We start from the raw sequence: 21,041 nt of genomic DNA on the forward strand, positions 1-21,041 counted from the left end.
CGTATCACACTAATCCCGGCATTTCATCACGGTCGAGGCTGCCGGTGCCGATGGCTCAGACGCCGTCGAGGTCGCAGGCGGCCCAGATGACCTTGCCCTCCGGCGTGTAGCGCGTCCCCCAGCTCTGCGCCAGCTGGGCGACGAGGAACAGACCGCGGCCGCCCTCGTCGGTGCTGGCCGCCCGGCGCAGATGCGGGGCGGTGTTGCTGGTGTCGGAGACCTCGCAGATCAGGCAGCGGTCGCGCAGCAGCCGGACCCGGATGGGGCCGCTGCCGTGGATGATGGCGTTGGTGACCAGCTCGCTGAGCATCAGCTCCGCGGCGAAGGCGGCCTCGTCGAGACCCCACTCGGCCAGCGTGCGCATGGCGGAGGCGCGGACCTCGCTGACGCGGGCCGGGTCGGCGGGCAGCTCCCAGGTGGCGATGCGCGCGGGGTCGAAGGCGTGGGTGCGGGCCACGACCACGGCGATGTCGTCGGCCGGATGGGCCGGTGCCACGGTGTCGAGGACCGCCCGGCACGTCTCCTCCGGGGTGCGCTCGGCCTGCGCGAGGGCGGCGCTCAACTGGTCGAGCACCACGTCGACGTCGCGGGTGCGGTCCTCGATGAGCCCGTCGGTGTAGAGGACCAGTTCACTGCCCTCGGGCAGGTGGACCTCGACGGACTCGAAGGGCAGGCCGCCCAGGCCGAGCGGCGGCCCGGCGGGCAGGTCGGGGAACGAGACCGTGCCGTCGGGGCGGACCAGCGCGGGCGGCGGATGGCCGGCGCGGGCCATGCTGCACTGCTGCGTGGTCGGGTCGTAGACGGCGTAGAGGCACGTCGCGCCGATGATGCCGGCGCCGTGGGAGGCGGGGTCCTCGCGGTCCAGCCGGTTCACGAGGTTGTCGAGGTGGGTGAGGACCTCGTCCGGCGGGAAGTCGAGTTCGGCGAAGCTGCGGGCGGCCGTGCGCAGCCGGCCCATGGTGGCGGCGGAGAACATGCCGTGGCCGACGACGTCGCCGACGAGGAGGCCGATGCGGGCGCCGGAGAGCGGGATGACGTCGTACCAGTCGCCGCCGACGTCGGACTCGGCGGGCAGATAGCGGTGGGCGACCTCGACGGCGTCCTGGTCGGGCACGCCGTGCGGGAGGAGGCTGCGCTGGAGGGCCAGGACCATGGTGCGTTCGCGGGTGTAGCGCCGGGCGTTGTCGAGGGACAGGGCGGCCCGGTGGGCGAGTTCCTGGGCCAGCCGCCGGTCGTCGTCGTCGAAGGGCGCGGAGTCCAGGGCCCGGTAGAAGGTGGCGACGCCGAGGGCGACCCCGCGGGCCACCAGGGGCACCGCGATGAGGGAGCGGACGTGGCGCAGCAGCCGACCGGTGTGCTCGGGGTCCTGGGCGAGCCAGTCGGCGGCGGCCGTGAGATCGGGTTCCAGCATCGCTTCCCCGGAGGCCAGACAGCACAGCTGGGGCGCTGTCGGACCGTATTCGGCCTGTTTGCCCACGGGCTTGAAGGGCGGCTCGTCGCTGACGCCGTGGACCACGGTGCGCCGCAGGTCGGCGCGGGGGTCCATGGCTTCCTCGCCCCGCAGGACGGGTTCGGCGAGGTCGACGATGACGTGGTCGGCCAGCAGCGGGACGATCGTCTCGGCGAGCTCCTGGGCGGTACGGCGCACGTCGAGGGTGGTGCCGATGCGGGCGCCGACCTCCGACAGCAGCTCCAGGCGTCTGCGCGCGGCCAGGGCGTACGTCCCGACGTGCGGCTCCCCCACCATCAGCAGCCCGCGCGCGGGGGGTGCGGGGCGTGAGGGGTCGTGCGGGCCGTCGTCGACAGCGAGGGGCACGACAGCGGGGGCTTCCGGGGCGCCGGGGACGGGACCGGACGGGGCGAGGGTTCCGTCGTCGGCGGGTCGGGCGGGGGCCGCGACCAGGGGAATGCCGTCCAGCGCCGGGCGGTCGGCGGGCGCGGCCCGGGGTCCGAGGAGTTGCTCGAACTGGCGCGGGATGTCCGGGAGCGCCAGGGAGGGGCCGGGCAGGACGGCCTCGATGGCCATGCCCTCGACCCCGGAGGCGCTGGTCACGGGACGGCTCACGAGGGTGATCCGCCGACCGTCGGGCAGGGGCACGTCGACGGCCGCCCGCTGGGCGCGGGAGATCAGCTGGGCGGCCTTCTCCATGAGGATCGCCCGGTCGCCGGGGCCGAGCTCGAGGGCCAGGGCGTCCATCCGGACACTGTGGTGCAGGCCGCCGTCGGTCTTGGCCTCGGCCGCCGCGTACGCCTGGAGCAGCGAGCGCTCACGGGCGGAACTCTGCGCCAGCAGCCGCCGTTCGATGGCCGCGGCGGCCTTGCGGATCACGGGGGTCAGCGCCGGGTCCTCCGCGCTGCGGGGATAGCCGAAGCACAGGACGCCCTCGATACGGCCGCTCAGCGGGTCCCGGACGGGGAGGGCGCGGCAGGCGCTGCCCTGGGAGCGTTCGGCGAAGTGCTCGGCGCCGTAGACGCCGATGAGCCGCCGCTCGGCCAGGGCGAGGCCGATGCCGTTGGTGCCGGCGAACCGCTCGGCGAAGACGAACCCCGGGACGGTCTGGATCGCCGGGAGGCTCCGGGCCATCGACGCCCGGCCGAACCGGCGCATCAGCACCGTCCCGTTCCCGTCGGCCAGGGAGATGTTCATGGCACTGCCGGCGAACCGGGCCTGCAGCCGGTCGAGCACCGGCGTCGCCGCGCGGACGATACGGCCGTCGGGGTCGAAGTCGTCGTTGAAGGGCAGCTCGGACTGGTTCGGCGAGAGCCCCAGGGACCGGGAGCGCCGCCAGGAGTGCAGGATCGAGGTCCGCACCCCCGTCTCGACCGGTTCACCCTGGAGAAAACGCTCACGAAAACGAGCGGGTCCCGTGCCTTGTGTCGCACGACCCGTGAGAATCGGCTCGCCGTCGGACCTGACCACGCTCGCCTCACACGCGCCTTCGATAACCCGCTTTTCGGAAGTATCCGGCATTGACGAGGATACGGGCATCCGCAACCCGAGTCACGGTCGGCCATGGAGGCGCGCACGGAGCCGGACGGGCCGGAGGGCCGCAGCCGCCGCAGCGGCGGGCCGGTCACAGGACCGCGACCGGGTTGACGGGTGAGCCGGTGCCCCCGGGGACGTTCAGCGGGGCCACGACGAGCAGGAACGTGTACCGCCCCGCCTCCTCGGTGGCCGCGGCGAGCGCCTCCAGATCGAGGTTGTCCAGCAGGGGCACGCCCATCGCGGTCACGGCCAGGGCGTGGACCGGCGAGTGCACCCCGGGGACGGGCGAGGGCCGTACGTCGCTGTCGCCGTCGCCGCCGAGCAGGCAGACACCGCGTTCGGCCAGCAGGGGCACGGCGTCCACATGGAACCCGGCGCTCGCGGTGTCGGGGTCCCAGGCGCCGAGTTCCGCGCGGCGGCGGACCTGGCCGGAGCGCAGCAGCACCGCGTCGCCCTCGCCGATCGTCACCCCGAGTGCCTTCTCCGCCGCGAGGACGTCCTTCGCTCGTACGGCTCGGCCCGGCTCCAGCCAGCGGACGCCGAGGACGGCGGGGAGGTCGAGCAGCACACCCGTCGTGACGAGGGGGCCGAGCGCGGCCACCGTGCCGAAGCGGGCGCCGGCCGCGCCGACGGACTCGTGGGCCGCCCTGCCGTCGTAGAGCCGCCCCCGGTAGGCGATGTGGGACAGCGCGTCCAGGTGGGTGACGCCCTTGCCGTGGTAGTCGGCGGCGAGGAAGTCCTTGTGGGTCGTGGGCTCCGGGCTCTCCACGTCCCCGAGGTCGGTCATGTGGTGCAGGGCGGGCCTGCGGTTGTCGGGGCCCGGCCGGGTGTTCCAGGGCAACGCCATCGGCACGACCCGCCCGGACCGCACGTGCCCGGTGGCCCGCCTCACATGCTCCTCGGTCACCCGGTTCCACGCGCCCCGGTCGGCGGGGTCCCAGCGCCCCCAGGTGCGGACGGCCTCGAAGATCCGGTCGAACTCCTGCCGGGAGACGACGGGACCGTTCGGGGCGGCGACACCGTCGGGACCGGGCCGCTCGACCTGGGTCGCCGGACCGGGGTCGGTACGGGCCCCCTGACCGGGGTCGGCATGTGTTGCCCGACCGGGCTCGGCGTGGATCCCCTGACCGGAGTCGGCCCGCTCGGGAGTGACGGCCTGCTCCGGGGCGGCCGCTCGCTCGGGGTGCGGGGGCTCCGCGGACGTCGGGCTCATCGGCACTCCCCGTGGACGTTCACGAGCACTCTCCACCGGTCCACCGTGCACAGGTCAGAGCACCCGGCGCCACAGCAGCCGGGGGGCCACTCGGACGAGGGCCGCCGAGGCCAGGCCGAGCGCGGCGCCGGCGGCCACGTCGGAGGGGTAGTGCGCGCCGCTGTGCACGCGTTCGACGGCCACCGGCACCGCGAGCACCCCGCAAGTCGCGCCGACGGGCGGCCATACCGAGCCGACGGCGCCCGCGAAGGCGAAGGCCACGGCCGTGTGCCCGGAGGGGAAGGAGGAACTCTCGGGGCGGTCCCGGAGCGCCTCCGGCGGGACCCACTCCGGGGGTGGGCGGCGGCGCCGGTACAGCTGCTTCGTGACCAGGTTCGACAGGAGCAGCGCCGTCGTCATCCCGGCCACCCCTGCGGCCGCGGCCACCCGGCCACGCCCTCCCGTGGCCGCCAGCATCACCGTCACGGCCCACCACACCTTCGTGTGCTCGGCCGCCTCCTCGACCGCGGGCAGCACCCGCCGCGCCCACGGCGGCCCGCCGTCGATGACCCGGCGGGCCAGCCGTCGGTCCGCGGCGCGCAGCTCCACCATCACCTTCATGGGTGGTGTCCCTCCCGTCCGCGCCGCCCGGGGGGCGGCGACCCGGCGCTCACGGGCGCTCAGGTGCGAAGCCGTCGTCGGTCCTCGTCGGTCCACTTCCGCGTGTCGCGCGGCTGGACGTACGGCTCCTCCTCGACCGGATGGCCTCCCGCGACGGCCCGCTGACGGGCCAGCTCCGCGTCGAACTCCAGGCCGAGGAGAATCGCGAGATTCGTGATCCACAGCCAGACCAGGAAGACGATCACACCGGCGAGGGTGCCGTACGTCTTGTTGTACGAGCCGAAGTTGGCCACGTACAGCGCGAACCCGGCCGAGGCGACCAGCCAGATCAGCAGAGCCAGGAAGCTGCCGGGAGTCACCCAACGGAAGCCGCGCACCTTGGCGTTGGGGGTCGCCCAGAAGAGCAGCGCGATCATGACGGTGACCAGGGCCACGAGCACCGGCCACTTCGCGATCGACCACACCGTCAGGGCCGTGTCGCCCATGCCCAGCGCCGAGCCCGCCTCGCGGGCCAGGGCCCCGGTGAACACGACGATCAGCGCGCTGATCACCGCGAGGACCAGCAGGACGACCGTCACGGCGACCCGGATCGGCAGCACCTTCCAGACGGGGCGGCCCTCGGGGATGTCGTAGACGGCGTTGGCGGTGCGGATGAACGCGGCGACGTAGCCGGAGGTCGACCACACCGCCAGCAGCAGACCGACGATCGCCATGACGGAGCCGATCCCGGCGTTGCCCTGGAGCTGCCGCACCGCGTCCTGGAGGATTTCCCGCGCCGAACCCGGGGCGAAGCTCTGGATGTTGTCCAGCACCTGCTGGCTCGCCGAGCGGCCGGTGATCCCCAGGAGGGAGACGAGCACCAGCAACGCGGGGAAGAGCGAGAGGATCCCGTAGTACGTCAGGGCGGCGGCCCGGTCGGTCAGTTCGTCATCCTTGAACTCCTTCAGGGTGCCCTTCAGCACCGTCGACCAGGAGCGCCTGAGCACCTGCGTCGGCTGGTCCGGCGCCCGCCGCTCCACGTCCTCGTCGGGCCCGACGGACCGCTCGTCCTCCTCCAGTCCGACAAACCGGTCCTCGGGCGCTCGCTCCGTCCGGTACCCCGCACCGACGGGCCGTTCGTCCGGCGCCCTCCGGTCCACCCGTTCCTCCATGGCGTCGACCTCGCGGTCGTGCGCGTGGTGTTCGTCATGCCTTCTGAGCAGTTTCCGTGTCCGCACCATGCGGCACGCGTATCCGCACGCCGAGCACCTATGCGCTTGTTTGGGCATAAATGTCGAGCACCGGGTGCCCGGCCTGTCAGTCGCCCGGCTGATGTCAGAGGGTGTCCGTCGGGGGCCGGGACGCGACCATGCGGCGCAGTTCGGCCTTGACGAGCTTGCCGCTGGCGTTGCGCGGCAGTCGGTCGAGGAGCAGGAGCCGGGTGGGGAGCTTGTAGTCCGCGAGGTGACGGCCGGCGAACGCCCGGACCTCCTCCAGCGTGGGTGCCGCGCCGGGTGCGCAGGTGAGGACGGCGAGGACGGTCTCGCCCCAGATGGGGTCGGGCACGCCGAGGGCGGCCGCCTCCAGGACGCCGGGGCAGGCGGTGAGGACGCGTTCCACCTCGGCCGGATAGATGTTCTCGCCACCGCTGATGATCATGTCCTTGAGGCGGTCGACGATGTAGTAGAAGCCGTCCTTGTCGCGATGGGCGATGTCCCCGGAGTGGAACCAGCCGGCGTCGTCGAAGGCGGCGGCGGTCGCCTCGGGGTTGTTCCAGTAGCCCGGCGTGACGTTGGGGCCGCGGACGCAGATCTCGCCGCGGACGTCGGCCTCGTCGATGCCGTCCCCGGTGACCGGGTCGACGACGCGGATCTCGGTGTACGGCATGGGGGCGCCGGCGGAGCCGGTCTTCTCGCGGGTCAGCGCGGCGGGCAGATACGTGGCGAAGGGGGCTGTCTCGGTGAGCCCCCACGCCTGCTGGAGGAGGACATCGCGCTCGGCCCAGTCGTGGATGAGCCGCGGCGGCACGGGGGCGCCCGCGACGATCGGGGACCGCAGCGCGCTCAGGTCGGCCCCGGCGAAGCCCGGCTCGCGGGAGAGGGCGGCGTACATGGCGGGCACCGCGAAGAGACCGGTGACCCGGTGGCGTACGAGGTCGTCCAGGCACTGGGCGGGGTCGAACGCGCGGCGTACGACGACGGTGCCGCCGCGCAGCAGGGTGCGCAGGGTGAGGGCGTTGAGGCCGCCGATGTGGAAGAGGGGGGCGACGGCCAGGTTCACGTCGTCGGAGCGGGTGTCGACCATGCTGTCGACGTTCACCGCGTTCCACCAGATGTTGCCGTGGGTGAGCATGACGCCCTTGGGGCGGCCGGTGGTGCCCGAGGTGTACATCAGCACACCGAGGTCGTCCTCGTACAGGGGCACCGGCGGCCGTGCGGCGCGGCCGGGGCCGAGCAGCAGCGACAGCGGTGTCCAACCGGCCGGAGCCGTCGCCGGGGCCGGGCAGGCGGGGTCGGTGTCGACCAGGACCCGGCGGCGGGCCGGGATGTCGTCGGCGATCGACTCGACGAGCCCGCGGTGCCCGTCCTCGACGACCAGGGTGTGGGCCCCGCTGTCGCCGAGGATGTCGCGGACCTCCTCGGCGACGAGACGGAAGTTGACGGGGATGAACACGGCGCCGAGGTGGGCGGCGGCGAAGAGGGTGTGGAAGAAGGCGGCGCTGTTCAGACCCAGGTAGGCGATCCGGTCGCCGCGGCGCAGCCCCTGCTCGGCGAGTCCCGCGGCCAGCTCGACCGCCGTCCGGCTGAGCCGGGCGGCGGAGAACTCCTGGCCCTCGTAGTGGAGGGCGGTCGGGGTGGGGTACTTCGCTCTGCGGTGCAGAGCCGCTGCGGGGCTGATGTCGACGGCGGCCATGGCGGCGGCTCCTTCGCTGGCTGTCGTACCGGCTTCGCCGAACGCTCCGGAGAACTCCTCGTCGTCCCACCGTCCCACCGGGTGGCCACCGGTGAAACCGGACGGCGTCCCCCCAGGCGGCCACCGGTGAACCCGGACGCGGGGCTACGGGACCGCCGTCTCCTCCGGCAGTGCCTGTTCGGCCCAGATGGTCTTGCCGGTGCGGGTGTGGCGGCTGCCCCAGCGGCGGCTGAGCTGGGCGACGAGGAGGAGGCCGCGGCCGCCCTCGTCGAAGGCGCGTGCCCGGCGCATGTGCGGGGCGGTGCTGCTGGAGTCGGACACCTCGCAGATGAGGGTGGCGTCGCGGATCAGCCGCAGCTGCACGGGGGCGCCGCCGTAGCGGATGGCGTTGGTGACCAGTTCACTGACGATCAGTTCGGTGACGAAGGAGAGGTCGTGCAGCTGCCAGGCGGCGAGCTGGTCGCAGGCCAGCTTGCGGGCCTGCGCGACGAACGTGGGGTCGGCGGGGACGTCCCAGGTGGCGACCTGGTCGGCGGCCAGGCCATGGGTGCGGGCCAGGAGCAGGGCGACGTCGTCCGCGGGCCGGTCCGTCAGCAGGCCGCGCAGGACGCCGTCGCAGGTCTCCTCCAGCGGCCGGTTCTTGCCTCCGAGCGCCTCCCGCAGCAGGGTGAGCCCGTCGTCCACGTCGTGGCCGGCGGTCCGGACGAGGCCGTCCGTGTACAGGGCGAGCACGCTGCCCTCGGCGAGGTCGAACTCCGCCGTCTCGAACGGCAGCCCGCCCACGCCCAGCGGCGGCCCGGTCGGCAGGTCGAGGAACTCCACCTCGCCGTCCGGGGCGACCAGGGCGGGCGGCGGGTGGCCGGCCCGGGCCATGGTGCACTGCCGCGTGGTCGGGTCGTAGACGGCGTACAGGCAGGTCGCGCCGATCTCGCCGGGGCTGTCGGCGTCGTCGCCGTCCGCCGCCGTCTCGGTGTCGAGGCGCAGGACGATGTCGTCGAGCTGGGTGAGCAGCTCGTCGGGGGCGAGATCCACGTCGGCCAAGGTGCGGACGGCGGTCCGCAGCCGGCCCATGGTCGCGGAGGCCTGCACTCCATGGCCCACGACGTCGCCGACGACGAGCGCCACACGTGCCCCGGACAGCGGGATCACGTCGAACCAGTCGCCGCCGATCCCGGCGCGGGAGCTGGCCGGCCGGTAGCGGGAGGCGATCTCCACGGCGGCCTGCGGGGGCGCGTGGTGACGCAGCAGGCTGCGCTGGAGACCGAGGGCGATGGCGTGCTCGCGGGTGTAGCGGCGGGCGTTGTCGACGCACACGGCGGCGCGGGCGGCCAGCTCCTCGGCGAGCATCAGGTCGTCCTCGGTGAAGGGTTCCGGGTTGCGGTGGCGGGCGAGGAGCGACAGCCCGAGCGTGACGCCGCGGGCTCTCAGCGGCACCGCCATCAGCGAGTGGATGCCGTAGGTGTCGATGCTGCGGTCCCGCGTGGGCGAGTCCGCGGCCCACAGTCGCCGGACGGTGTCGTCGACCTCGTACAGCAGGGCGCGGCCGCTGGTCAGGGCGCGGCCCGGCGGTGAGTTCTCGTCGTAGGTGTGGCGGTTGCCGACGGGGATGGCGGCCTCGGGGCAGCCCTCCAGCACGGACCGCTGGGCGGTACGGCGGAAGATCAGGGGGCCGGCGCCCGGCAGGAGGGGCGCCTCCTCGCCGGCCAGCACCGAGTCGAGCAGGTCCACCATGACGAAGTCGGCGAAGTAGTCGGTGCACACCTCCGCGAGTTCCTCCGCGGTGCGCGCCACGTCGAGGGTGGAGCCGATCCGGCCGCCGGACTCGTTGACCATGGTGAGGCGGCGGCGGGCGAGGAACTGCTCGGTGCTGTCCAGCGCCACCAGGCACGTGCCGCGCACCGCGCCGGCGTCGTCCTTCAGGGGGCTGAGCGACACCAGCCAGGCGTGCTCGCGGGCCTCGCCGGGCGCGTGCAGCCAGGCCTCGTACGGCACCGGCTCGCCCGTGCGCAGGACGCGCCGTACCGCGGCGTCGAGCCCTTCGAAGCCGGGCAGCTTGCGCCTGCCGTCGACGGACTCCCCCACCCGGCGGCCGAGCAGGTCCTTCTCCGGCCGGCCCATCACGCCCTCCATGGCGGAGTTCGTGGCCACGGCGAGCCCGTCCTGGTCGAACAGGGCGATCGGTACGGGCAGCTGGTCCAGCGCCCAGCCCCGCAGCCGGGCCACGGGTTCCGGCACCATGGCCGTCACGAACCACCGGGCCTCCCCCGCCGCGTCCGTCAGAGGGTGGGCGACCAGTTCCAGCTCCACCCGGTGTCCGTCCCGGTGCCGGGCGTCGAGGGGGCCGCGCCATTCGGCCCGCCGGGTGAGACTGCGCCCGGCAGGGGCGGGAAGAGGGCCGGTCAGCAGCTCGGCGGCGGGTCGGCCGAGGACCTCCTCGGGCCCGTATCCGAGCAGGTCACGGGCACCGGTGCTCCACGCGACGATCACCCCCCGGGCGTCCACCGCGGCCGAGGCGACACCGTGCTCGCCCATCGTTCCTTCTCCCCACGACCTCTCGACGACCGACCTCTCGACGACCGGAGCCGCCGTGAGCGGCTCCGTGGGATCGACTGCTCGCACTGCTTTCCCGGGTTCATTGTGCGCCGGGCACTCCCCACGGCGCGCGACCGCGGAGCACGACGGTCCGGAAGGCGTCCGGTTCCGGGGGTGGCGTCCCACCGGTCCCCCGGCGAGGATGCCCCCTCGCGCGACACATCCTGCCGTGCGTCGCGGCGGTGGACACCCGCCCGGAGGGGGAGGGGGCCCGCGATGGGGGCTCATGCGGCACCGGGTCGTAGGGGACGCGCGCTGTGGGCCCCGACGGTTCTCCTGCTCCTGGCCGTCCTCCTCGGCGTCCCCCGGGCCGAAGGGGCACCCGTGTCGGCGGACGCCTGCCGTACCACGGGCACCTCGTTGCCGCGCGGCGACTGCGGGCCGTTCTGGCAGGTCCTCGCGGAGGACTTCAACGGTGACCGGGTGCCGCTGGGGTCGTTCGACGACTGCGCGCACGAGGTCGACACGTCCGCCGCGTACTGCGGGGGCCTGAGCGGCGCGTACCGCGACAACTGGTGGGCCTATCCGACGGGCTGGCCCGACACGGCCGGAGAACGGGGCCGGGAGGTCGTCGGCGTCTACCACCCGGAGGACACCGTGAGCGTGGGCCCTGCGGAGAACGGCGACGGACGGATGTTCATCCGGATGTGGCGGCCCACCGACGGAGGTCCCGTGCACGCCGCCGCGGTGATACCGCGTGCCGTCATGCAGATGAAGTACGGCAAGTACAGCGCCCGCATCAAGGTCACCGCGCTCGCTCCGGGCTACAAGTCCGCATGGCTCCACTACGGGGGCGGCTGCGAGATGGACCATCCCGAGGGCGAGTGGACGGACGGCCTCACCGCCTTCCATCATCCCTGCGGGGGTGGCGAACAGGGCTATTTCCCTGGGGCCGACGACTGGACGGAGTGGCACACCGTCTCCACGGAGTGGACGCCCGGTGAGGTGCGGTTCTTCGTCGACGGCAGGCTGGTCGGGCACGACACGCGGCAGGTGCCGGACCGGCCCCTGTCATGGGTCCTCCAGAACGAGAGCGCCCTACAGGGCCCCGCCGCCGCCCCCGGCAGCAGCGCCCAACTCGACATCACCTGGGTGGCGGCCTACGCGTACGACTGGAAATAGACCGGCGCGCCCCTGGGACGGTGACGTCGGGCGGGGGTGGCCAGGGGCCTTGCGCTGTCGCCGGTCAGTCCTCGCGCAGTGCCGTGTGGATCTCGGTCAGTGAGGTGGTCAGCCGCCGGTAGTCGGCAGGGGCCAGCGGCGCCACGAGGTACCGCTCGACGACCTGCCCGTGCGCCTCGGCTGCCCGGAGGAAGACGGTGCGGCCGTGCTCGGTCGCCTCGACGAGAACGCTCCGGCGGTCCTCGGGCGACGGCACCCGGCGGACCAGGTCCGCCGTCTCCATGCGGTCGACGAGCCGGGTGATGCCGCTGCTGGTCAGGGTCAGGTCGTCGGCGAGCGCCCGCTGCGAGACCTCCTCCCCCGGTTTCCGGCAGAGCCTGATGAGGACCTCGAACATGGTGTGGCTGATGCCGCACTCCCGCCTCAGGACGCTGTCGATCCGCTGTTCCATCAGGGTCGCGGCCTTGATCAGCAGCCCGAAGTCCTGGACGAGCCGGCTGTTGGCGGCGCGGGCCGTCTCATCCGCCGGCTGGGTCTCGGCATCCATGGGTGCGCGTCCTCTCCTGGCCCTGCCCTGAGCTTCTCTTGGCCCACTCCGGCACCGAAACCCGGCGCCGCGCTCGCTCACCCCCAGACTTTACTGCCCGGTCACCTACCGACATCTCAATCACTGAGCAATCAATTGCTGACTAGTCAATGAAATCGTATCGTGGGCGCACCGCCGGAAGAGTCCGAGAGAGGGGACGTCCGTGGACCTGAAGCACTGGCTGGGCCGAGCCGACGACGCGATCCAGAAGTGGGCCGGCACCTTCGGCCCCTACGAGCCCCACCCGTCCCTGCACGTGGACGACGACACCTTCGGCGCCCTCTTCGACGAGTTCACCGTGCGGCTGAGGGACAACTATCCGTTCTTCCACCCGAGCTACGCGGGGCAGATGCTCAAGCCTCCGCACCCGGCCGCGGTGGTGGGCCACCTCACCGCCATGCTGATCAACCCGAACAACCATGCCCTGGACGGCGGCCCCGCCACCGCCGCGATGGAGCGGGAGGCCGTCGCCCGCCTCGCCGAGATGTTCGGCTTCGACACCCACCTCGGCCATCTCACCACCAGCGGCACCATCGCCAACCTGGAGGCCCTGTTCGTCGCCCGGGAACTCCACCCCGGCCGGGGCGTCGCCTACAGCTCCGAGGCCCACTACACGCACGGCCGCATGTGCCGCGTGCTCGGCATCGAGGGGCACCCGGTGCCCGCCGACGGGCAGGGCCGGATCGATCTCGACGCCCTGGAGGACGTGCTGCGCACCGGGGACGTGGGCACAGTCGTCCTCACCGCGGGCACCACCGGCCTCGGCGCCGTCGATCCGATCCACACCGCGCTCGCCCTGCGGGACCGCTACGGCGTCCGCATCCATGTCGACGCCGCGTACGGCGGCTTCTTCACCCTGCTCGCCGGCGCCGACGGCCCCGAGAGGCTCCCCGCCGAGCCCTGGCGGGCAATCGCCCAGTGCGACGCGGTGGTCGTCGACCCGCACAAGCACGGGCTCCAGCCGTACGGGTGCGGTGCTGTCATCTTCCGCGACCCCGAGGTGGGGCGGTTCTATCTGCACGACTCCCCCTACACGTACTTCACCTCCGACGAGCTGCATCTCGGCGAGATCAGCCTGGAGTGCTCGCGCGCGGGTGCCTCCGCCGCTGCCCTGTGGCTGACCTTCCAGCTCCTGCCGCCCACCCCGGCGGGCCTCGGGCGGGTACTCGCGGCCGGGCGCCGTGCCGCGCTCCGCTGGGCCGACCTGATCGACGCGTCCGACGTCCTGGAGCTGTACCAGCGGCCCGAGTTGGACATCATCGGCTACTTCCCCGCCGTGGAACCGACGACGCTGACCGCCGTCGACGCCGCGTCCGCGCGCGTCCTGGCGGACGGCATGACCCACCCCGATCCGGTGTTCCTGAGCACCCTCAAGGCCGGCCGCGCGGCCTTCGCCGCCCGCCACCCCTGCGTCACGGCGGATGCCGACGGGGCACGCATCCTGCGCAGCGTCCTGATGAAACCGGAGTCGGAGCAGCACGTCGAGCGCCTCCACAACCGGGTCGAGCAGCTCACCCGGTCACGCTGAGCGCCTGCCGCGAGGGGCGGGGTCGGCCGCCGGCGGTCAACGCTCCGCCGGGCAGCACGCGGCGACAGCCTCCGAACCCGCCCTCACTCGGGGCGTGACCCGGTGCCGGCGACCAACGTTCCCGCCCATAGCAGCAGTTGGGCAGCCCCGTCCAGGGGGCCCGCTCCAGACCCACCGCTCCGGCTGGCGTCAACGCCCAAACACATGCCTGCCGGAGTGATCATGGGTCGGCCCGTGCCTACCGTGCTGTGGCATGCCAACCTTCTTACCGACAACGGCGAACGTCCGACGCGTCGGTCTCGCGGCCCTGGTGTCGGCCGTCGTCCTGGCCACCGGCCCGACGGCGACCGCGCAGGCGCCTGACCCACGCGTGGCCGTCGACTGCGGCACGCACGACCGGACCCGTCAGGCGCTGCGCGACCTCACCGACCACGACGGCATCGCCGGGGCCGCCGTCCTGGTGACCGACCCCACCGCCGGCAAGCACTGCGCGCGCTGGACGGAGACCGCCGGAACGGCGGACCTGCGCACCGGACGCCCGATGAACGCCACCGACCGGCTGCGGGCCGGCAGCGTGACGAAGACGTTCACCGCGGCGGTCGTCCTGCAACTCGTCGCCGAACGCCGCCTCTCCCTGGACGCCCCCGCCGACCGCTACCTGCCGGGCGTGCTCCCGGCGGACGGGCGCGACGGTCGCCCGATCACCGTGCGGCAACTCCTGTGGCACACCAGTGGGTTGCCCGACTATCTCGACGCCCCCGAGTGGGCACATTTCGAACGGTTGCGTTACCGCCACTTCGAGCCGCGTGACCTCGTCGCCCGTGCTCTCGAACTGCCGCGTCCGAAGAGCACATGGCACTACGCCACCACCAACTACCTCGTCCTCGGAATGATCGTCCGCGAGGTCACCGGCCGCTCCGCCGAGGAGGAGATCACCCGACGCGTCATCGAGCCCCTCGGGCTGCGTGACACCCACTGGCCGGGGGACGACGTACGCCTCCGAGGACCGCACTCCCGCAGCTACTTCACCGACGGCGACGGGCGGCGCGTCGACGGCACCGACTGGAACATGACCTTCGGCGGAGTCGGTGGCGCCCTCGTCTCCTCGCCGGGCGACCTGACACGGTTCGCCACCGCCCTGTTCGACGGACGCCTGCTGCCCGCACCCCAACTCGCGGAGATGCGACGGACGGTGGAGGTCGACACCGACCGGCTCTGGCCGGGCGCCCGCTACGGACTGGGCCTGATCTCGACGCCGCTGACCTGCGGCGGCCTGTGGTGGGGGCACGCGGGGACGGTGCCAGGCGGTCACCGGGCGCTGGTCGCCGTCGGGCCCGGTGGCCGGAGCGTCGCCGTCGCCCTGAACCAGGTGCCCGCCTCGCTCCGCGCCGAGTCCGACTTCCTGAACCTCGTCGACCAGTCCCTCTGCGAGGGCAGGCCCTCCGAAAGGACCTCCGCATGACCGACTCCCCCTCCCTCTCCTCCGCCCCGACGACCGGCGGTCCGCGCCGGCTCGTGTCGCGCGCCGCGGCGGGGGCCGCCCTCCTCCTGGTCGGGGCGCTCACCGTCTCCGTGTCGCCCGCCGCGGCGGAACCCGAGGGTGCGACCACCGACCCCCTCGCCCGCTACCACCACCAGCAGCTCGACTGGAAGAGCTGTGTGCTCGGGCCCGACGACGAGACCGGCAAGGAGCTCCAGAAGGCCGGCGCCCGGTGCGCCGACGTCACCGTCCCGTTGAACTACGCCGAGCCGGACGGCCGTACGATCACCGTCGCCCTCTCACGGATCCGGGCCACCGACACGGACCGTCGGGTGGGCACGCTCCTCCTCAACGGCGGCGGACCCGGCGGCCAGACGATCGGCGACCCGCCGTGGGTGCGCACGTCGATGAAACAGGTCGGCGAGCGCTACGACGTGGTGGGCGTCGACCCCCGCTTCGTCGGCCGCAGCACGCCGCTGGACTGCCACTGGCCCACCGGCTCCTTCATACGCGGCGCGGGAACGGACCGTTCGGGCTTCGACCGGATGGTGGCCCAGGCGAAGGACCTCGCCGAACGCTGCCGAACCACCCAGGGCGACGTCCTGCCGTACGCCACCACCCGGAACACCGCCCGCGACATGGACGTCGTCCGCGCCGCGCTCGGGGAACGCAAGATCTCGTACCTCGGCTACTCGTACGGCACCTACCTGGGCCAGGTGTACGCCACGATGTTCCCCGGCCGCACCGATCGCGTCGTCCTGGACGGCCTCGCCGCCCCCGACCGCTACAACCCGCGACTGCTGCGCGGCACGGAGCGGGCCAACAGGCGCGCCCTTGAGGGCTGGGCCGACTGGGCGGCGGCCCGCGACGCGACGTACGGACTGGGCCGGACCCGGGCCGAGGTCCTGGCGGTGGTCGACGGCGTCCAGGCGGCGGCCGGACGCACCCCGCTGCTGATCGGCGACCACCGGGTGGACGAGCATGTGCTGCCCGTCGTCGTGTTCAGCGGCCTCTCCCAGGACAACGACGCCGCCTACGCCGATCTCGCGCAGGCCGTACGGGACATGCGGCGTGCCGCCGACGGCCATGCGGTCACCCCCTCACCGGGGTTCGCCGCCACGCTCGCCTTCCTGCTGGACGGATCGGCGTCCGCCTACGGCAGCGCCCAGACGGCGATCCTGTGCGGCGACGCGTCCGCGCCACGCTCCCCCGAGGTGTACTGGCGTGACATCGAACGCGCCCGCCCGCAGGACCCGTTGTTCGGTCCCGTCACCCAGAACATCGGGCCGTGCGCGTTCTGGGACCCGCCGCGCGAGCGCCCGACGAAGGTCCGGGACGACCTGCCGGCCCTGCTGGTCAACGCGACCGGCGACCCACGCACCGTCCATGCCAACGCGCTGACGGTGCGCCGCATGTGGCCGTCCTCCCGTCTGGTCACCCTCCGCGACGCGGACCAGCACGCCGTGTACGGCGTGTTCGGCAGCGCCTGCGTCGACACGACGGTCAACACCTACCTGGCCACCGGCCGCCTGCCGTCCACCGACGTCACCTGCGACCGGACGTCGAGCCGCTAGCGGGACCGGCGGCCAGGGCGACCAGGTGAGGGGTCTCTAGCCGAGGAAGCTCAGCCGGACCTGGCGGTCGGGGTTGTCCTTGTTGGTGTCCACCGAGCTCCACAAGGACAACCCGCGGCAGCGCCAGCATGCCTCCAAGGCCCAGTTCCACGCTTCACGCCCTCCTTGTGATCACACAGAAGCGATCTTCACTCGCAGGAGGTCAGGTCGGACACACTCAGCACAAGCGCCGCGGTGAGGATCTGCGGCGGCTTCGTCGACATCAGCTGCTGCCGATCGAGCAGTGCGAGACGCTTTCGAAGCCGTACATCGAGCTCGGCAGCCTTGCGGTGGAGGCTTGCGGAGGACTCCTTGGGCTTCTCACCTCTCCGTTCCTTCTCGGAGGCCGCCGCAGCGTCGAGGAGCAGCCGCTCACTCTCCGAAGTCAGGCGCTCGGTCACCAACTCCCGGGTCTTGACCAACTCCGCCAGGCGACGGGGCTGGATCTCGGCCAGGTACGCCGGAAGCCGGTTGGCGATGATCCAGCTGGTCGCCTTGGCCTCGGCGTCCGCGAGCCAGGGAAGACCGCACGCGATGTCAACTGCTGCACGGTTGGGCGCCTCGGCGCAGTCAAGGTAGGGCGCGGGACCGGCCGGCCGCACAGTGCCACGGCTGTCGACGTAGGCGTAGGCGAACCTTCGGGCCACCGATGCCCCGGTGGCGTCCGCGACCTCTTCGACCACCCCGACCAGAAGATGCGGTTCTTGGAGCGTGGCCGAGACAAGGACAGTGCCCCGGTTGAGGGCGCCGCCGAAGTTCCGGATGGTTTCGTTCATGACGGCGTCGTGCAGCGGATGGCCGGGGGCGAGCAGATCTGCGCGGGCGCGGTCCTCAGGCTGGACGTGGCCGAGGTCGAAGGTGACACGGTCGTACTTGGTCGCAATGGGTCCGTTGCCTGCGGAGCGGATGTGTTGGGGTACGTTGGCTATCTCGTAACGCCCCAGTTCACGCTTGACGATCCGGCCGGCGAGCCGGGTGAAAGCGTTCTTGAAGGTCGATTCGATGTCGTGCGGCTGAAGACGTCGGGCGCGGGCCTCGTCCATAGCGGCCCCCAAGGCGCGAAGATCCGCATCCGAGAAGTGCTCCGAAGCGAGCGCACGCTCGTCCAGGAGACCCTTGAGGCCGTCTCCGACGGTGGTGTCGATGACCTCGTACATCCGATCCTTCACAGCCGGCTCTTCACCGTACTGGATGGCGTCGACGAGCAAGTCCCGCAGCGGGGTCTCAGCGAATGCCTCTCCGAGAACATCGAAGACCTTCCCGCCGTACGTCTCACGCATCTGGTCGAGTTTCTCCAACAGTCGCGTGAACACCTCGCCCTCACGGGTATTGGAGGCGACGAGGTTCCACAGCCGGCAGACCTCCTCCTGCCCAATGCGGTGGATGCGGCCGAAGCGCTGCTCGATGCGGTTGGGGTTCCAGGGCAGGTCATAGTTGACCATCAGGTGGGCCGCCTGCAGGTTGAGCACCTCGCCGGCGGCGTCGGTGGCCAGCAGGATCTGAACGTCCCGGCTCTTGGTGAACTCCTCCGTCATGTCACGCCGTTCCGCCCGGCGTACGCCTCCGTGTATGGCCTTGACGGCATCGGGCTTGCCCAGAAGCGACCCGATCCTGCCCTGCAGATAGTGGAGGGTGTCGCGGTGCTCAGTGAAGATGATGAGTTTCCGAGGCCGGCCATGAGCGTCTGTCACCAGCGCCTGATCCCGGAGGAGGGCGGACAGCTCGGTCCACTTGCGGTCCGTACCCGCCTCGTGGACCCGCTGGGCCGTCTTGACCAACGCTCTCAGCTCCATGAGCTCGACGTTGAGCTCATCAACCGTCTGCGCCGCCGTCGCGGCATCGAGCAGTTCCTCCTCGGTCTCCTCAATCTCTTCGGCACTGAGGTCGCCATTGTCGAAGTCGGCAAGGTCGACTGTGGGGATGCTCTCGCGCCAGGTGCCGTCGAGGATCTCCTGCTTCTTGCGCTCCAGGCGCTCGGTACGCCGCACGAGACTCTTGTAGATCGCCTCGGGGCTGGAGGCCAGGCGTCGCTGCAGAACGGTGAGTGCGAAACCGACGGTGTTCTTGCGTTTGCCGCCGACCCGATCGGCGCGGTTCATCCCCTCACGGACATAGTGGGTGACGTTCTCGTAGAGGTCGTACTCGAGTGCTGTGAGTTCATAAGGGACGGTCTCCGCAATGCGCTCGGGAAAGAGCTTCCTGCCTTCGAAGGTGAGCAGGTCTTCCTTGATCATGCGCCGCATGATCCCGCTGACGTCGACGCTCCTCTTCTCCCTGCCCTCGAACCGGTCGCGGTCCAGCAACGTGAGAAAGAGCTGGAAGTCCTCCTCCTTTCCCGAGTGCGGCGTCGCCGTCATCAGGAGCAGGTGGCGAGTGATCTCGCCGAGAACCTCGCCGAGCTGGAACCGTTTGGTCTTCTCCACCTTGCCACCGAAGTAGTGGGCACCCATACGGTGCGCCTCGTCAACGACGATCAGGTCCCACTCCGTCTCCTGGAGCTGCGCCTTCAGCTGCTCGTTCCGAGAGAGCTGGTCCATGCGGGCGATCAGCAGCGGGTGGGTCTCGAAGACGTTGAGATGGAGCTGGGAGTCGATGAGCTGGTTCGTGAGCAGGTCGAAACGGAGGCCGAACTTGAAGAAGAGCTCGTCCTGCCACTGATCGACCAGGCCTCCCGGAGCCACGATGAGGCACTGTTTGACGTCATCACGCAGCAGCAGCTCCTTGATGTAGAGCCCAGCCATGATTGTCTTTCCTGCGCCCGGATCGTCAGCGAGCAGGAAGCGAAGGGGTGTGCGGGGCAGGAGCTCGCCGTACACGGCGCGGATCTGGTGCGGGAGCGGCTGAACGTCACTGGTCGCCACGGCGAGCATAGGATCGAACAGGCCGGCCAGTGAGATCCGCTGGGCCTCGGCGACCAGCTTGAAGTCGTCGGCCGGCGCATCGAAGGCACGGCTGCCGCTGTGGGCGACGCTCAGCTTCTCCTCGTCCTTGCGGAAGACGACCCGCTGGTCGAGGCCGCCCCCGGCGGTCTTGTAGGTCAGCTCGACTGCGTTCGCTCCGTGCCACTGGGCGGCGATGACCGTAACTGGCTCCGCCGGCATGAGTCCGTCGATCCTCAGCCCAGGCTTGAGTTCCTCGAGCAGCACGTACACAACCTCCCGCTGTGGCGGCCTGCGAACGCTACTCGGACGTTCCGGCGATTTCCTGATCCCGTCGACTTCGTCAACAGGGGTCGCTAATCTTCGCAGAGGTCATGTGAGTCGGCGGGGGCAATGCAGCGAGAAGCACGTCAGCACCTCCGTGGTGTGGTGGAGCAGGTCAGCGGGTGGCGCAAGCTCGCGGCGGGGGTCGTCGAGGAACGTCAGACCGTCGAGGCAGCGGCGGAAGACGCCGCCAGGCGGTTGCTCGGCCGAGTGACTTCCCTCGGAGGCGGGGCCACCACCGAGTGGCGCGTACTTCAGGTCTCGGCGTCCGATGCCTCCCTGGTGACCTCTCTGGCCTGCCGTCAAGCTCTTCCGACTCTCACGACCAATGCCCGGCAGGGCATCCACCAGTTGACCAACGACGTCGACCCAGCGCTGAGGGCGGTTCGGGCACTGTTCGGTGCCCGTCGACTCGTGTCGGGCAAGAGCCGCAAGGGCGAAGCGGAACAAGCTGCGGCATACCTGACGTCCTTCCACGAGTGGGCTGCGAGCACCTCACTCGTCACCGAGTTGGAAAGCCTTACTGCATGGGGCAGGAAGGCTGTCCCCGCAATCGGGGTCTCAGCCATCCTCGATGACACGGTCGGCTTCGCCCAGCTCCTCGACGGCCGGGCCGAACTCGTCGGGCGACATGAACTGGACATCGCCGCGACCGCGGTCCGTGCGATCGATCAGGCCCTGCAACGCGAGGAACAGCGCAGAACGGCGGTCAATGCCGCCGGCAATGCCGTCCGACAGGACGAGGTCCGCACGTTGGTCGCCGACATGCCCGTCGAACGGCTCAAGGACGCGACCAGCGGCCAACTGCGCATCACGGCGCTGATCGATGCCGGGATCAGGAACGTGCAGCAGGTCCTCGACCACAAAGCAAGGATCAGGTCGCTCCCCGGAGTGGGGGAGACGACCGGCAAGCGGATGATCGGTGCCGCACGGACCATCTGGCAGACCACACTGGATGAGATGCCGGTCCGGATCGACATCAAGAACCGTTCCCGCAACACCACGAAACTCCTCAAGGCGATGCGGGCTTGGGACAGGGCACGCTCGATCCGCAGCGCGACAGCCGACCTCGCTGCCGCCGACGCGGTTCGGCCACTCCTGCGAAGCCTCGCTTCCGAGACCTCCCACGTCGTTCTCGTCCCCCGAACCCGGACCGTCGCCGAGTTGCGTACCGCACTGGCGGCCGTCGAGCGCCGCGGGGCGATGCTCAACGCCGGCGACGACGC

Annotated in this window: 12 protein-coding genes and 1 pseudogene; 5 read left to right on the top strand and 8 right to left on the bottom strand. The window is 71.6% G+C overall.

Annotation, left to right across the window (positions count from 1 at the left end; genetic code table 11):
- Positions 1–55: 55 nt before the first annotated feature.
- From M8J73_RS32180 to M8J73_RS32205, 6 genes are all read right to left on the bottom strand, one after another.
- Positions 56–2,920: a SpoIIE family protein phosphatase gene (locus M8J73_RS32180; protein ID WP_249829404.1), complete on the bottom strand. Its 2,865-nt coding sequence runs from the start codon at positions 2,918–2,920 to the stop codon at positions 56–58.
- A gap of 154 nt (positions 2,921–3,074) precedes the next feature.
- Complete coding sequence (locus M8J73_RS32185) at positions 3,075–4,199, bottom strand: cyclase family protein (protein ID WP_240501325.1); 1,125 nt, start codon at positions 4,197–4,199, stop codon at positions 3,075–3,077.
- 54 nt (positions 4,200–4,253) lie between these two features.
- On the bottom strand, positions 4,254–4,799 hold the full coding sequence (locus tag M8J73_RS32190) for a phosphatase PAP2 family protein (protein ID WP_055539227.1): 546 nt from the start codon (positions 4,797–4,799) through the stop codon (positions 4,254–4,256).
- Positions 4,800–4,858: 59 nt separating this feature from the next.
- Positions 4,859–6,019, bottom strand: a complete 1,161-nt coding sequence (locus M8J73_RS32195; RefSeq protein WP_055539226.1) for a YihY/virulence factor BrkB family protein — start codon at positions 6,017–6,019, stop codon at positions 4,859–4,861.
- A gap of 94 nt (positions 6,020–6,113) precedes the next feature.
- Complete coding sequence (locus M8J73_RS32200; protein WP_055539225.1) at positions 6,114–7,691, bottom strand: AMP-binding protein; 1,578 nt, start codon at positions 7,689–7,691, stop codon at positions 6,114–6,116.
- Positions 7,692–7,835: 144 nt separating this feature from the next.
- Entirely contained in the window at positions 7,836–10,223 is a 2,388-nt protein-coding gene (locus M8J73_RS32205) for a SpoIIE family protein phosphatase (RefSeq protein ID WP_249829405.1), read from the bottom strand.
- Between the two features lie 276 nt (positions 10,224–10,499).
- Between M8J73_RS32205 and M8J73_RS32210 the strand changes: the two genes are divergently transcribed.
- Entirely contained in the window at positions 10,500–11,405 is a 906-nt protein-coding gene (locus tag M8J73_RS32210) for a glycoside hydrolase family 16 protein (RefSeq protein ID WP_055539223.1), read from the top strand.
- Between the two features lie 64 nt (positions 11,406–11,469).
- Here the strand turns inward: M8J73_RS32210 and M8J73_RS32215 are convergent, their stop codons facing one another.
- Positions 11,470–11,952, bottom strand: coding sequence for a MarR family winged helix-turn-helix transcriptional regulator (locus M8J73_RS32215; RefSeq protein WP_055539222.1), 483 nt, complete (start codon positions 11,950–11,952; stop codon positions 11,470–11,472).
- Between the two features lie 202 nt (positions 11,953–12,154).
- Here M8J73_RS32215 and M8J73_RS32220 point away from each other — a divergent pair, with 202 nt between their 5' ends.
- The 3 genes from M8J73_RS32220 to M8J73_RS32230 all read left to right on the top strand — a co-directional run bounded on the left by M8J73_RS32220 (position 12,155) and on the right by M8J73_RS32230 (position 16,573).
- The gene (locus M8J73_RS32220; RefSeq protein WP_055539221.1) at positions 12,155–13,519 is read left to right on the top strand and encodes a pyridoxal phosphate-dependent decarboxylase family protein; all 1,365 of its coding nucleotides are present in this window, start codon (positions 12,155–12,157) and stop codon (positions 13,517–13,519) included.
- Between the two features lie 253 nt (positions 13,520–13,772).
- On the top strand, positions 13,773–14,981 hold the full coding sequence (locus M8J73_RS32225; RefSeq protein WP_055539220.1) for a serine hydrolase domain-containing protein: 1,209 nt from the start codon (positions 13,773–13,775) through the stop codon (positions 14,979–14,981).
- Positions 14,978–16,573 (top strand): alpha/beta fold hydrolase, encoded by a 1,596-nt coding sequence (locus tag M8J73_RS32230; protein WP_055539219.1) that lies wholly within the window; start codon positions 14,978–14,980, stop codon positions 16,571–16,573. Before M8J73_RS32225 ends, M8J73_RS32230 begins: the two co-directional genes overlap by 4 nt.
- 188 nt (positions 16,574–16,761) lie before the next feature.
- Here the strand turns inward: M8J73_RS32230 and M8J73_RS32235 are convergent, their stop codons facing one another.
- Positions 16,762–19,758, bottom strand: coding sequence for a DEAD/DEAH box helicase (locus tag M8J73_RS32235; RefSeq protein ID WP_240501323.1), 2,997 nt, complete (start codon positions 19,756–19,758; stop codon positions 16,762–16,764).
- A gap of 159 nt (positions 19,759–19,917) precedes the next feature.
- Between M8J73_RS32235 and M8J73_RS32240 the strand changes: the two are divergent.
- A pseudogene (locus tag M8J73_RS32240) lies at positions 19,918–21,041 on the top strand (ATP-dependent helicase); the annotation flags it as partial.

It is taken from the genome of Streptomyces neyagawaensis (assembly GCF_023516595.1).
GTDB lineage: Bacteria > Actinomycetota > Actinomycetes > Streptomycetales > Streptomycetaceae > Streptomyces > Streptomyces neyagawaensis.

What these genes read in the sequence shown, in the direction of transcription:
- M8J73_RS32185 (WP_240501325.1), bottom strand. Translation starts at nt 4,199, where the DNA reads ATGAGCCCGACGTCCGCGGAGCCCCCGCACCCCGAGCGAGCGGCCGCC.
- M8J73_RS32190 (WP_055539227.1), bottom strand. Translation starts at nt 4,799, where the DNA reads ATGAAGGTGATGGTGGAGCTGCGCGCCGCGGACCGACGGCTGGCCCGC.
- M8J73_RS32195 (WP_055539226.1), bottom strand. Translation starts at nt 6,019, where the DNA reads ATGGTGCGGACACGGAAACTGCTCAGAAGGCATGACGAACACCACGCG.
- M8J73_RS32200 (WP_055539225.1), bottom strand. Translation starts at nt 7,691, where the DNA reads ATGGCCGCCGTCGACATCAGCCCCGCAGCGGCTCTGCACCGCAGAGCG.
- M8J73_RS32205 (WP_249829405.1), bottom strand. Translation starts at nt 10,223, where the DNA reads ATGGGCGAGCACGGTGTCGCCTCGGCCGCGGTGGACGCCCGGGGGGTG.
- M8J73_RS32210 (WP_055539223.1), top strand. Translation starts at nt 10,500, where the DNA reads ATGGGGGCTCATGCGGCACCGGGTCGTAGGGGACGCGCGCTGTGGGCC.
- M8J73_RS32215 (WP_055539222.1), bottom strand. Translation starts at nt 11,952, where the DNA reads ATGGATGCCGAGACCCAGCCGGCGGATGAGACGGCCCGCGCCGCCAAC.
- M8J73_RS32225 (WP_055539220.1), top strand. Translation starts at nt 13,773, where the DNA reads ATGCCAACCTTCTTACCGACAACGGCGAACGTCCGACGCGTCGGTCTC.
- M8J73_RS32230 (WP_055539219.1), top strand. Translation starts at nt 14,978, where the DNA reads ATGACCGACTCCCCCTCCCTCTCCTCCGCCCCGACGACCGGCGGTCCG.